A 12,528-nucleotide genomic window follows, 5' to 3' on the forward strand; every position below is an offset into this window, starting at 1 on the left:
GCGCTCAGCGCGCCGCATCGCCCAGCCAAGGCGCCAAGGCCTGGCGCCCGGTGGGCGTGAGCTGGAGCGCGCGGCCTTCGCCCTGCCTTCGCAGCCAGTCGCTGGCCATCGCATGGCTGAGCAAGGCGGTACCCAGCGTGCCGGCCAGGTGGTCGCGCCGTTCCGACCAGTCCAGGCAGGGGTAGGCGAAGCGGCGCCGGGCCGTGGGTGCGGTGGGCGTCGGCGCAGTCAGCTGCAGGCCGCTGGCGGCCAGCGCCTGCCGGCCGCCCTCGGTCAGCACGAAGTGGCCGTCCTCCGGCCGCAGGTGCGCCTGCCGCAGCAGGCCTTGCAGCCAGGCGACGCCCAGCTCGCCGGCCAGGTGGCAGTAGCAGGTGCGTGCATGCTTGAGCGAGCGGTAGCCCGGCTGCAGCCACTTGCCGTCGCCCGCGGAGCGTTCGGCCACCAGCGAGAGCGCCTCCAGCGCATGCGCGATGCGCTCGTCCGCCAGCCGGTAATAGCGGTGGCGGCCCTGCGGCCGCAGGCACAGCAGCTCCGCTTCCACCAGCTTCGACAGGTGGCCGCTGGCAGTGGCCGCGGTGACGCCGGCGCCCGCTGCCAGCTCACCCGCGGTGTGGGCCTGGCCGCCCATCAGCAATGCCAGCATGCGGGCGCGGGTGGGGTCGGCGATCATCGCCGCCACCTTCGCGAAGCGCGGTTCGGGCGCCGTCATGGCCGGGAGTCCGTCAGGCCGCCAGCGCGCGCAGCGCCAGCGTGAGGCCCAGCCCAAGCAGACCGAGGAAGAACCAGCGCTTGAAGCGTTCCGGCCGGGTGCTGCGGCGCAGCCGTTGGCCCAGCGCCATGCCGGCCAGCGTGGGCAGCAGTGCAGCCACCGAGGCCGCCAGCACCGGCAGCGGCAGGGCGCCGCCGCCGCCCAGCGTGGCCGCCAGCGCCAGCGTGGAAACCAGGAACGACAGGCCCAGCGCCTGCACCAGCGATTCCTTCTCCAGGCCCAGCGCCTGCAGGTAGGGCACCGCGGGAATGACGAACACGCCGGTGGCCGCCGTCACCAGCCCGGTGGCCAGGCCCACCAGCGGCGACCACAGCCGCTCCTGCCCGGGCGGCAGCCGCCAGGGCTTCATCAGCAGGCCCATCAGCGCATAGGCCACCAGCGCCAGGCCCAGCGCCGCGCCGGCCCAGCGGCTGGGGCCGCCCGTGAGCCAGCCCGCGCCCAGCCAGGTGCCGATGCACACGCCGCCCAGCATCGTGGCCAGGCGCCGCAGCAATGCGCGCAGGCCTGGATGGCCCACCAGCTGCCACACGTTGCTGATGAAGGAAGGCACCACCAGCAGCGCCGCGGCCTGCGAGGGGGCCAGCTGCAGGCTCAGCAAGCCCATGGCGATGGTGGGCAGGCCGAGGCCGATCACGCCCTTGACGAAGCCCGCCAGCGCGAACACGGCGCCAGTGAACAGCAGCAGCAGGAGCAGGGTGGGGGGAGGAGAGGAGGTCGGCAGTCATGGCGGCCATGCTCGCCGGCCCCGGGTGTTGAATGCTTCGGCGCGTGTCGAAGCGTGCTGGCGGCAGGTCAGCCGGCCAGTTGGGCGCGCATCGCGTCGATCACCGCCTTGTAGTCGGGCTGGCCGAAGATGGCGCTGCCGGCCACGAAGGTGTCGGCGCCGGCATCGGCCACGCGGCGGATGTTGTCCACCTTGATGCCGCCATCCACTTCCAGCCGGACGTCGCGGCCGCTGGCGTCGATCAGCTTGCGCGCCTGCTCGGTCTTGCGCAGGGCGCTGTCGATGAAGCTCTGGCCGCCGAAGCCCGGGTTCACGCTCATGATGAGCACCAGGTCCACCTTGTCGATCACCCACTCCAGCACGTCCAGCGGCGTGGCGGGGTTGAACACCAGCCCGGCCTGGCAGCCCTCGGCGCGGATCAGCTGCAGCGTGCGGTCCACGTGCGCGCTGGCCTCGGGGTGGAAGCTCACCAGGTCGGCGCCGGCCTTGGCGAAGGCCTGGGCCAGGCTGTCCACCGGCTGCACCATCAGGTGAACGTCGATGGGCACCGGCGTGCCGTCGGCCCGGGCCGCATGCTTGCGCAGCGCCTGGCACACCATCGGGCCGAAGGTGAGGTTGGGCACGTAATGGTTGTCCATCACGTCGAAGTGGATCCAGTCGGCGCCGGCGTGGATGACGTTGCGCACCTCTTCGCCAAGGCGGGCGAAGTCGGCCGACAGGATGCTGGGGGCAATGCGGTAGGTAGCCATGGCGGGATTGTCTTATGCGGCCCGTCGACGCCTGGGACGGGCAAGAAAAAGCCGGCCCGTGGGCCGGCTGCTGGCCTGCGTGACGACGGAAGTCAGGCGGCGGCCAGGCGCGGCAGCGCGGCGTTGCCGCCGGCCGTGCGGCGGCGTGCGGCCACCACGCCGGCCAGCGCCAGGCCGGCCAGGGCCAGCGAGGCGGGCTCCGGCACCCGGCCCACCGGGGGCGGCGTGACGGCATCGGCCACCACGGCCAGCACCTTCACGTAGTCGTCGCCAGCGCTCAGGTTGCGGCCATTGGCGCTGGCGGTGCTGCCGGCCAGCGTGGAGTTGTAGGCCGAGAGCAGCCACCAGCTGGAACTGGCGCTGCCGGCGTTCACGTTGGACATCGTGGTGTCCAGCGTGCCGTAGTTGCCCACCAGCGACCAGCCGTTGCTCAGCAGCTGCGCGGTGGTCAGGCCGGTGAGGTCGCTGTTGGCCAGCGGGCTGGTGCTGCCGGTGTAGCGCAGCAGGGTCACGTCGGAATCGGTGCTCCACCAGCCCAGCTGCAGCTGCCGCAGGATGACGCTGCTGGTGAAGCTGAGCAGCAGCACGTCGGTGCTGCCGTCGTTGTCCATCGCGTGCTGGGGCGAGGTGGCGTTCAGGCCTTCGCTCGAGGACTTGACGCCGAAGCCGGAGCCGCCGTTGTCGTCGGTGAAGGCCGAGACGAAGGTGCTGCCCGCGCCGTTGGACGAATAGCCGCTGACGGTCAGCGCCGGGTTGCCCCCGCCGCATGCCCAGCTGTTGCCGTAGTTGTTGGCGTTGCCGGCGTTCTGGCTGCACACGCCGGGTTGCTGGAAGCCCCAGGTCATGGCCGCGAAGGCCGGTGCACTGAGGGTGGCGCAACCGACGAAGGCGGCGGCCACAAGAGAGTGACGAACGATGGTCATGAACTTCCCCAAGGTTTTTTGTTACACCGGTGCGCAATTAGCGTGCCGCGCATGAGACTTCTTTGCAAATCAAGCACTTGCAAGCGGGTCCGTCAGCAGCTGGCCAGCATGTGTAAAGCCGGTCGACAGCAGGACAGTTCATTGCAGCGACTCCCGCAGCGCCTGCGCCTGCGCGACGCTGTCGAAGGCGGCATGGGTCTTCAGTGCAGCCTCCACCTCGTCCCGGGCCTCCGCGCGCCGGCCGCCCTGCGCCAGCACGGTGGCCAGGTGGAAGCGGATGTCCGGGTTGTCGGGCGCACGCAGCCGGGCATCGCGCAGCAGCTGCAGCGCGCGGTCGGCCTGGCCAGCGCGGAAGGCGGCCCAGCCCGCGGTGTCGATCACGTCCGCGTCTGTCGGCCGCAGCGCCAGCGCCCGCTCGGCCACCGCCAGCGCGCCGGGGTCGTTCAGCTTCAGCAGCACGTTGGCCAGGTTGTTCAATGCGCGGCCATCCGCGGGCGCCTGCTGCACCAGCGATTCGTAGCTGGCGCGGGCGGCGGCATAACGGCCGGCCCGCGCCTGGCCATCGGCCAGCGCACGGCGGGCGGCCAGGTCCTGCGGCTGCACCTTCACCCATTGCTCCAGCACCGGCAGCGCCAGCCGGGCGCCGTCAGGCTGGCTGCCCAGTGCGCTGAACAGGCGGATGGCGGTATCGGTGGACGGCTCGGTCTGGTGCGCCCTGCGGTACAGCTCGATGGCGGCCGCGGGCTGGCGCCGTGCCATCGCCACGTCGGCCTGCAGGCTGTAGCCGATCGCGCGGCGCGGGGCCATCTGCGTGATGGCGCGGGCCTGCTGCTCGGCCTGGGCCAGCTCGCCGCGGCGCAGCGACAGCTCGGCCTGCAGCGCCAGCGCGGGCAGGTGGTCGGGCTGACCGGACAGGGCCTTCTGCAGGCTGTAGTCCGCGCCTTCGGGATGGCCGGCCGCCAGCTGCAGGCTGGCGATCTCCACCTGCACCGGCGCGTCGAAGTTGGCCACGCGGGTGGCGGTGGCCAGCGTGTTGCGCGCGGCGGCGGTATCGGCCAGCAGCAGGCGCACGCGGGCGTCCGCCAGCAGCACCGCGAGGTTCTGCGGCGCCTTGGCGCCCAGCTTGCGCAGCGGCTCCAGTGCAGCATCGGGCCGGCCCGCCTGCAGGTGCAGGTCCACCAGCGCCAGGCCCGGGCGCACTTCCGCGGCGGGTGCGGCGGCGGCGGCTTTCTCCAGCCAGCGCTGCACCTCGGCCGGTCGCTGCTGGCGGCGCGCCAGGGCGGCCATCTCCAGCATGGCGTCCACGTTGCGCTCCTCGCGGCCGATCAGCTCGGCCAGGCGCTTGGCAGCGGCGTCCAGACGGCCGGCCTGCGCATCCAGCCGCGCCAGGTTGATCTGTGCCGGCATCAGCCGCGCATCGAGCTGCACCGCCTGCTCGAAAGCCTGCCGCGCGGCGTCGGCCTGGCCGCTGCGCAGGCGGGCGGTGCCCAGCAGGTTCAGCAGCCCGGCCTGGCGCGGCTGCTGGCGCACCAGGCTTTCCGCCAGCGCCAGCGCCTTGGCGTCCTGCCGTTCGCGCAGGTACAGGCCCACCAGGGACACCGCCGCCCGCAGCTGCCGCGGGTCCTTCTTCAGCGCCGCTTCCAGCTCGGCCACGGCCCCGGCCGGCTGGCCGCTGCCGAGCAGGCTCAGGCCCAGCGCGGTGCGCACCTCGGCGTTGTCCTGCACCGCCAGCGCGGCCTGCATCAGCTCGGCGGCGCGGGCGTGCTGGCCACGCGCCATCTGCGCGCCGGCCAGCAGCGTCATCGCCTGGGCGTCGGCGGGCTGTGCCTTCAGGTGGGCTTCCAGCAGCAGCACCGCCCGGTCGGTGTTGCCTTCGTCGAGGTGGATCTGCGCCAGCAGCTTGAGGCCGGGCTGGCGCCCTGCAGCCGCTGCAGAAGCTCCAGGTAGGGCTTGGCCTTCTCGCGCTCGCCCAGGCCGAAGTGGGCCAGGCCGTTGAGCATCAGCAGCTGCGGCCGGTGGCGGATGTAGTCCAGCGGCACCGGGTCGATCAGGTCCGTCACCTGGCGCAGCGCGGTGTGGGCCGCCGGCAAGTCGCCGGCACGCTCGGCCAGCAGCGCGCGCAGGTAGGCACCGCGCGGCTCCCGGGGCGACAGGCGCTGCAGCTCGACCAGGTCGGCACGGGCATCGGCATCGCGCTGCTGGTCCAGCCGCAGGCCGATGCGCGCCACGCGCGCCTCGATGTGCGCAGGATCCAGCTGCAGCGCGCGCTCATGGGCGGCCAGCGCGCCGGCCAGGTCGCCCTGCAGCTGCAGCACCGCGCCCTTCTGGTAGTGGGCCGCGGCGGCGGTGGGCGCCAGTGCCAGGGCGCGGTCGGCGGCGGCACCGGCCTCGGCAAGCTGGCGGGCGCGCAGGCGCACCGCCACCTCGGCCACCCAGGCATCGGCCGATGGCACGAGCGCGCGCGACTGTTCGATCGCGCGCAGCGCCTGCACGCCGTCCCCCAGGTCGGAGGCGGCGGCCGCGCGCTGCAGCAGCAGGGCAGCCTGCACCGGCGGCCGCAGGCCGGCCAGCGCCAGCCGCGGCTGGTTCAGCACGTCGGCCTGCTTGCCCTGGGCCATCAGCGCCTGCGCCAGCGGCACCACCACCTCCGCACGGTCCACGCCCAGGCGCAGCGCCTCGGTGAAGGAGACCTCGGCCGCAGCGGCATCGCCCTGCGCCAGCAGCGCCTGGCCCAGCAGCACATGCACCTGCAGCAGGTTGCGGTCGATCTGCAGCGCGTTCTTCAGCTGGAGGATGGCGCCGGCCAGGTCGCGCCTGTCATAGCGCGACAGCGCGTCCTCGTAATAGCGGGCGGCCTGGGTGTTGCCCGGGGCGGCCACCGGGGCCGTGGCCCAGGCGGGCCATCCGTGCGCCAGTCCGGCGGCCAGCGCCAGCGGCAGCACCCAGCGCACGGCGGCGCGGTACAGCAGGGAGGTCATGACGGAGGGGATTTGTAACTGCCGGGGAACTGTAACGATCGGCAACCCCCTTTGGAGGGCACCACCCCCGCGAACAGGCTGCGCGGTGTGCACTAATCCGGCAGCACCCCTTCAGCTCGGGGGGCTCCTAAAATGCCGCGGATGGCAAACCCCGAGTTCCGCTGCACCGTCAAGCTCCAGTACCTGCCGGAGCAGTCCCAGGACGGACAACACGCCTTCGCGTACACCATCCACATCGTCAACAGCGGGGACGTCGCGGCGCAGCTGGTGGCCCGCCACTGGGTCATCACCGACGCCAACGGCCACACCGAGGAGGTGCGCGGCCTGGCCGTGGTGGGCAAGCAGCCGCTGCTGGCCCCGGGGCAGAGCTTCGAATACACCAGCTGGACCCGCATTCCCACCGCGCAGGGCACCATGCGCGGCACCTTCTTCTGCATGACGGAGCAGGCCTACCCGTTCGAGGCCGACATACCCGAGTTCATGCTCGCGCAGCCACAGCAGCTCCACTGACCGGGGGCCGCACGCCGTGCCGGCTGCCAAACCCACGATCGCCTGGGACCTGACGGCGCTGCTCAACGGCGCCGATGCACGGGCCGCGCAGCCCGAGCGCCACATGTGGATGGTGCGGCTGATGGAATGGCTGCGCCACGTTCCCACCCGCCGGGAAGTCGCCGTGGGCACCGACGCCGCCACGGCCCGGCCCGAGCGCGTCACGCCGATGGCGGTGCTGCGGCTGCGCCACTTGCTGCGGGTGCTGGAGCAAAGCCCAGAGCACCGCGTGCAGGTGCAGGGCATGTTCCACGCCTTCTGGCGCGAGATCGACGCCGTGGCGCTGATGGCCGACTTCGGCTTCTCCAGCCGCCGGGCGCTGGGCAGCGAGCTGTGGCAGCGCCTGCGCGCCGAGGTGCTGCCTGGCTCGCCGGCCACGCACGACCTGGCCAGCCTGTTCCCGCTGCTGTTCCGCGGCGGCGATGCCACCTGGCTCGCCCAGCTGGACGAGGAGACGCTGGGCCGCGTGGCCGCGCTGGTGGTGCCGCAGCAGCAGCCCGCGGTGGAGTTGGCCACGCCGCCGCCGCTGGAGGAGGCCACCGGCTCGGCCGGTGCGCGGCCGCAGCAGTGGCGGCAGACGCTGCTGGACGCCATCTCCATCCTGGTGAGCGCGGTGCAGGCGGCGGGCTTCTCGCCGCCGCTGCGCCAGCGCATGAGCCGCGCGCTGCTGGTCTCCGAGCCCTTCCGGCAGCTGCCGCTGGCGGCCGAGCAGGTGCGCAGCGCGGTGCTGTCGGGCGAGCGCGAGGTGGCGCTGCAGGCCACCGTGTACCTTCGCGCGCTGCTGGACGCCTGCCGCCGGGCGACCGACAGCATCGTCGACCACCTGGAGGAGTTCGGCGTCTCGGTGGACATCGTCTTCGAGATCGACCAGCTGCATGAGCGCTGCCACCGGGTGGACCAGCTGCTGGGCTGCGTGCTGTCGGAGCAGCCAGCAGCCGACGTGCGCCACCTGCTGGTGACGCTGGTGCAGGTGGCCGGCCAGCGCCGCGGCGTACGCAACCTGATGGCGCGGCACTACTCCCAGCTGGCGCGGCAGGTGGCCGAGCGGAGCGCCGAGACCGGCGACCACTACATCACCCGCACCCGCGCGCAGTACGCCGACATGCTGCGCCGCGCCGGCGGCGGCGGCCTGGTGATCGCGGGCACCACCTACGCCAAGTTCGGCGTGGCGGCGCTGGGGCTGTCGGCCTTCTGGGGCGGCTTCTGGGCCGGCGCCAACTATGCCGCCAGCTTCGTGCTCATCATGCTGCTGCACTGGACGGTGGCCACCAAGCAGCCGGCGATGACGGCGCCCGCCATGGCCGCCAAGCTGGCCGAGGTGCGCGAGGCCGCCGGCACCACCGGCCAGGCGGACGACGTGGCGGCGGTGGAAGGTTTCGTCGACCAGGTGGCGCACCTGATCCGTTCGCAGGTGGCGGGCATCGTGGGGAACCTGGCGGTGTGCGCACCGGTGGTGCTGGCGGTGCAGTTCATCTGCCAGGCGGCCTTCGGCCGGCCGCTGGTGGGCCCGGCGGAGGCCGACCATGTGCTGCATGCCATCACCCTGCTGGGGCCCACGCCGCTGTATGCCGCGTTCACTGGCGTGCTGCTGTTCGCCAGTTCGTTGATCGCGGGCTGGACCGAGAACTGGTTCGTCTTCCACCGGCTGGACGGCGCCATTGCCTGGAACCCGCGCATCGTGGCGCGGCTGGGCGCGGCGCGGGCGCGGCGCTGGGCCATCTGGTGGCGCAACAACATCTCGGGCCTGGCGGCGAATGTGTCGCTGGGCATGATGCTGGGCGTGGTGCCGGTGGTGTTCGCGTTCTTCGGCCTGCCCATCGAGGTGCGGCACGTCACGCTGTCCACCGGCCAGCTGGCGGCGGCGGTGGGCGCGCACGGCCTGGGCCTGCTGCAGACCGCGGCCTTCTGGTGGTGCATCGCCGGCATCGTGCTCACCGGCATGCTCAACGTGACGGTGAGCTTCTGGCTGGCTTTCAAGGTGGCGATGCGCTCGCGCGGCATCCGCGTGCGCGAGCGCAAGCACATCCACGCAGCCATCCGGCAGCGGCTGCTGCGGCAGCCGATGAGCTTCCTGGTGCCACCGAAGTGACGGATGGCCCCACCCCACCGGCCGAGCGCCGGGCCGCCCCAAGCCGGCCGGCGTCCCCTCGGGGGACCGACCGGCGTACCCGCCGGGCGAGGGGCGGACATTCCACCGGCCGAGCGCCGGGCCGCCCCAAGCCGGTCGGCGTCCCCTCGGGGGACCGACCGGCGTACCCGCCGGGCGAGGGGCGGACATCCCGCCTGCCGAGCGCCGGGCCGCCCCAAGCCGGCCGGCGTCCCCTCGGGGGACCGACCGGCGTACCCGCCGGGCGAGGGGCGGACATCCCGCCTGCCGAGCGCCGGGCCGCCCCAAGCCGGCCGGCGTCCCCTCGGGGACCGCCCGGCGTACCCGCCGGGCGAGGGGCGGACATCCCACCGGCCGAGCCTACTCGTCGTCGCGGCGCTCGCCCTTGCGGCGGCCGGAGAACATGGTCCACCAGACGATGAAGATGAGAATCGCCAGCGCTCCGAGCGCTTCCAGCAAGAGTAGCCACATGCAGCGAGCTTACCGAACCCTGCGCGCCGCCCTGGCCACGTGCGCCGCCGCCGTGCTGGCCGCCTGCTCCACCACGCCGCTGCCCGACGACGAAGCCGCCGCGCCGCCGCCACTCACGCCGCCCGCAGCCACCGCGCCTTCGGTGCCCGGGCCGCCCGGCCTGCCGCCCGGCACCATCGACCGCGCCGCCTCCCGCTGGATTCCCGTGACCTGGGCTGAGCTGCCCGGCTGGGACGCCGACCGCGCCGCCGAGGCCTGGAGCGCCTTCCTGCGCGGCTGCGAGCGCCCGGCGCCGGGCTGGAGCCGCCTGTGCGCCGAGGCCGTGTTCAGCACGCCCGCCGACGACCATGGCACCCGCCAGTGGTTCATGCAGCGCCTGCAGCCCTACCGCATCGAGGCGCTGGACCGCCCCGACCCCGAAGGCTTGATCACCGGCTACTTCGAGCCGCTGGTCGAGGCCAGCCGCCTGCCGCGCGGTGCCTTCAAGGTGCCGCTGCACCGCGCGCCGGCCGACCTGCAGCAGCGCAAGCCCTGGTTCACGCGGCAGCAGATCGACACCCTGCCGGCCGCGCAGGCGGCGCTCAAGGGCCGCGAGATCGCCTACGTGGCCGATCCGCTGGATGCGCTTGTCCTGCAGATCCAGGGTTCCGGCCGGCTGCGCATCACCGAGCCCGACGGCCGGTTGCAGACGGTGCGGGTGGCCTTTGCCGGCCACAACGACCAGCCCTACAAGTCGGTCGGTCGCTGGCTGATCGAGCAGCGCGAGCTGACCGCCGACACCGCCTCGTGGCCCGCCATCCGCGACTGGGCGCGGCGCAATCCGCGCCGTGTGAACGAGATGCTGTGGAGCAACCCGCGCACGGTGTTCTTCCGCGAGGAGCCGTTGCCCGACCCCACCGCCGGCCCGCGCGGCGCGCAGGGCGTGCCGCTGACGCCCGAACGCTCGATCGCGGTCGACCCGCGCAGCGTGCCCTACGGCACCCCGGTGTGGCTGGACACGACGGAGCCGCTGTCCAACACGCCGCTGCGCCGGCTGGTGCTGGCGCAGGACACCGGCACCGCCATCGTGGGCGCGGTGCGGGCCGACTACTTCTGGGGCCCCGGCGAGATCGCCGAGCAGCAGGCCGGCCGCATGAAGCAGCGCCTGCGCATGTGGGCGCTGGCGCCAAAGTAGGCCGGGCTCAGGACGGGAGGCGGTCGCGCCCCACCTGCTTCATGATCCCGGCCATCGCGCCGTAGACGTCGATCCAGGCGGCGCGCGTTTCTTCATCGAAGGCCGGGCCCAGGCCCTGTTCCAGCGTCTTGAGCAACGCGCCGCCCACGGCGTCGTAGTCCTCGTCGCGCAGGCCCATCAGGCCGGCGTGGCGCTGGCCCAGCCCCTGCACCGCGGGCAGCAATTCCTGCGGTTCGCGCAGCTGGCGCACCGCCTGGCCCACGGCCATCACCAGCCGCTCGCCGGGCACGTCGGCACCCTCGTCGAGCAGCGTGCGCAGGGTGGGGGAGACCTGCGACAGGTTCTGCCTGAACAGCGCCGCCGCCTGCGGAGCCATCGGCTCCACGAGATCGAAGCTTTCGTTGACCAGCTGGATCGTGTAGTCGTTCATGGCAAGGGGCTCCCGAAAAGGTGCGCGGCCTGGCGCCGCCGGGGTTTTCATGCAAGCGCAGTGCCGCCCCGGGCCGGTGCGGCGGGTGAATGGTCACCAGCCTGAAGCGCCCGCGCGACAGGCCGATGACAGTGCCCGGCCGGTCAAGCCGCGCGCCGGCCCAGCAGCCGCGGCCCCAGCAGGTTGAGCGCCAGCCCGCCCATCACCAGCGCGGCCGCGCCCAGCTTCCAGCCCTGCAGCGGCTCGCCCAGCACCAGCGCCGAGGCGCCCATGCCGAACAGCGGCACCAGCAGCGCCATCGGCGACACCGTGGCCGCCGGATGGCGCGCCAGCAGCCAGGCCCAGGCCACGTAGCCGAACAGGGTGTTGCCCACCGACTGCCACAGCACGGCGCCCCAGGCCACCGCATCGGCATGGCGCAGGCTGTGGGCAATGAGCGCCGGGCCTTCCACCACCAGCGACAGCACCAGCAGCGGCGGCACCGAGAAAAGGCTGGCCCACACCACGTAGGCCAGCATGTTCACCGGGCCGGCGGCCTTGGCCACCAGGTTGCCGGCCGACCAGCACAGCGCCGCGCCCAGCACCAGCGCCAGGCCCAGCAGCGTGGTGTGGGCATCGGTGTGCGCGGCGATTACGCCCAGCCCGCCGGCGGCCAGCAGCAGCGCCAGCCACTGGAAGCCGCGCAGCCGCTCGCGGTGGATGAACATCGCCATGCCGATGGTGAAGAACACCTGCGTCTGCACCACCAGCGAGGCCAGGCCGGGCGTGATGTCGGCGCGCATCGCGATGAACAGCAGCCCGAACTGCCCGGCGCCGATCAGCACGCCATACGCCGCCAGCTGCTTCCACGGCACGTTGGGCCGCGGCAGGAAGAACACCGCCGGCAGCACCGCGAACACGAAGCGCAGCGTGCCCAGCAGCAGTGGCGGCATGCGCACCAGCGCCTGCTTGATGATGACGAAGTTGGTGCCCCACACGGCCACCACGGCCAGGGCGAGCAGCAGGTGCATCAGCGGCAGGCCGCGTCGTACTTCGGTCGGCATGGCGTCCCTAGGTCTTCTTCAGGTGGGCCAGCGGCAGCGCCGCGCCCGACTTCACCTCACCCAGCGAGAAGCTGGTGTGGATGTCCTTCACATTGGGCAGGTTGAGCAGCGTGTCGGTGGCAAAGCGCGAGAACGCATCCAGGTCGGCCGCCATCACCTGCAGCTCGAAGGTGCCGGCGCCGCTGATGTAGTGGCAGGCGGTGACCTCAGGCAGCTCGCGCAGCGCCTGTTCCAGCTGCTTGGTGGCCGCACCGCTGCTGCGCTCCGTGTCCACCCGCACGAAGGCCAGCACGCCCAGGCCGATGCGCCGGCGGTCCAGCTCGGCCCGGTAGCCGGTGATGTAGCCCTGCGCCTCCAGCCACTTCACCCGGCGCCAGGTGGGCGCGGCCGACAGGCCGATGCGCGAGGCCAGTTCGGCGTTGGACAGCCGGGCGTCGCGCTGCAGCGCTTCGAGGATGGCGACGTCGTAGCGGTCGAGGCCGCTGCCGTGCTTCTCCGGCTCCGGGGCGGTGGTCTCGGCGGCTGCTGGGGTTTTCCCTGATTTGGCGATTCGCGATGGCATTTGGCTGCGCAAGAGGCAGTTGGCGAAAGAAGCTTGCTCAAAACCATGG

General features: G+C 72.9%; 12 protein-coding genes. 3 read left to right on the forward strand and 9 right to left on the reverse strand.

Going from position 1 to position 12,528, the window contains the following annotated elements; genetic code table 11:
* Positions 1-4: 4 nt before the first annotated feature.
* The 6 genes from LRS14_RS14315 to LRS14_RS14340 all read right to left on the reverse strand — a co-directional run bounded on the left by LRS14_RS14315 (position 5) and on the right by LRS14_RS14340 (position 6,143).
* Positions 5-709: a helix-turn-helix transcriptional regulator gene (locus LRS14_RS14315; RefSeq protein ID WP_046113358.1), complete on the reverse strand. Its 705-nt coding sequence runs from the start codon at positions 707-709 to the stop codon at positions 5-7.
* 13 nt (positions 710-722) lie between these two features.
* Positions 723-1,433: a sulfite exporter TauE/SafE family protein gene (locus tag LRS14_RS14320; RefSeq protein WP_257799965.1), complete on the reverse strand. Its 711-nt coding sequence runs from the start codon at positions 1,431-1,433 to the stop codon at positions 723-725.
* A gap of 128 nt (positions 1,434-1,561) precedes the next feature.
* Positions 1,562-2,242, reverse strand: a complete 681-nt coding sequence (gene rpe / locus LRS14_RS14325) for a ribulose-phosphate 3-epimerase (RefSeq protein ID WP_257799966.1) — start codon at positions 2,240-2,242, stop codon at positions 1,562-1,564.
* A gap of 92 nt (positions 2,243-2,334) precedes the next feature.
* A complete protein-coding gene (xdp1, locus tag LRS14_RS14330; RefSeq protein ID WP_257799967.1) occupies positions 2,335-3,165 on the reverse strand; it encodes an exosortase-dependent surface protein XDP1 in 831 nt (276 codons plus the stop codon).
* A 138-nt stretch (positions 3,166-3,303) separates the two neighbouring features.
* The gene (prsT, locus tag LRS14_RS14335) at positions 3,304-5,019 is read right to left on the reverse strand and encodes an XrtA/PEP-CTERM system TPR-repeat protein PrsT (protein ID WP_257799968.1); all 1,716 of its coding nucleotides are present in this window, start codon (positions 5,017-5,019) and stop codon (positions 3,304-3,306) included.
* A complete protein-coding gene (locus tag LRS14_RS14340) occupies positions 4,995-6,143 on the reverse strand; it encodes a hypothetical protein (RefSeq protein WP_257799969.1) in 1,149 nt (382 codons plus the stop codon). The genes prsT and LRS14_RS14340 overlap by 25 nt, the downstream gene beginning before the upstream one ends.
* A gap of 141 nt (positions 6,144-6,284) precedes the next feature.
* Between LRS14_RS14340 and apaG the strand changes: the two genes are divergently transcribed.
* The 3 genes from apaG (at position 6,285) to LRS14_RS14355 (ending at position 10,444) form a co-directional block, all read left to right on the forward strand.
* A complete protein-coding gene (apaG, locus tag LRS14_RS14345) occupies positions 6,285-6,653 on the forward strand; it encodes a Co2+/Mg2+ efflux protein ApaG (protein WP_046113361.1) in 369 nt (122 codons plus the stop codon).
* 16 nt (positions 6,654-6,669) lie between these two features.
* Positions 6,670-8,781 (forward strand): site-specific recombinase, encoded by a 2,112-nt coding sequence (locus LRS14_RS14350; protein ID WP_046113362.1) that lies wholly within the window; start codon positions 6,670-6,672, stop codon positions 8,779-8,781.
* A 487-nt stretch (positions 8,782-9,268) separates the two neighbouring features.
* The gene (locus LRS14_RS14355; RefSeq protein ID WP_257799970.1) at positions 9,269-10,444 is read left to right on the forward strand and encodes a murein transglycosylase A; all 1,176 of its coding nucleotides are present in this window, start codon (positions 9,269-9,271) and stop codon (positions 10,442-10,444) included.
* Between the two features lie 7 nt (positions 10,445-10,451).
* Here the strand turns inward: LRS14_RS14355 and LRS14_RS14360 are convergent, their stop codons facing one another.
* The 3 genes from LRS14_RS14360 to LRS14_RS14370 all read right to left on the reverse strand — a co-directional run bounded on the left by LRS14_RS14360 (position 10,452) and on the right by LRS14_RS14370 (position 12,479).
* Entirely contained in the window at positions 10,452-10,874 is a 423-nt protein-coding gene (locus LRS14_RS14360; RefSeq protein ID WP_046113364.1) for a globin domain-containing protein, read from the reverse strand.
* 143 nt (positions 10,875-11,017) lie between these two features.
* Entirely contained in the window at positions 11,018-11,893 is an 876-nt protein-coding gene (locus tag LRS14_RS14365) for an EamA family transporter (RefSeq protein WP_257800485.1), read from the reverse strand.
* Between the two features lie 31 nt (positions 11,894-11,924).
* A complete protein-coding gene (locus LRS14_RS14370; RefSeq protein ID WP_046113366.1) occupies positions 11,925-12,479 on the reverse strand; it encodes an Lrp/AsnC family transcriptional regulator in 555 nt (184 codons plus the stop codon).
* Positions 12,480-12,528: the final 49 nt, after the last annotated feature.

The sequence above is a fragment of the Aquincola sp. J276 genome, assembly GCF_024700035.1.
Lineage (GTDB): Bacteria > Pseudomonadota > Gammaproteobacteria > Burkholderiales > Burkholderiaceae_C > Aquincola > Aquincola tertiaricarbonis.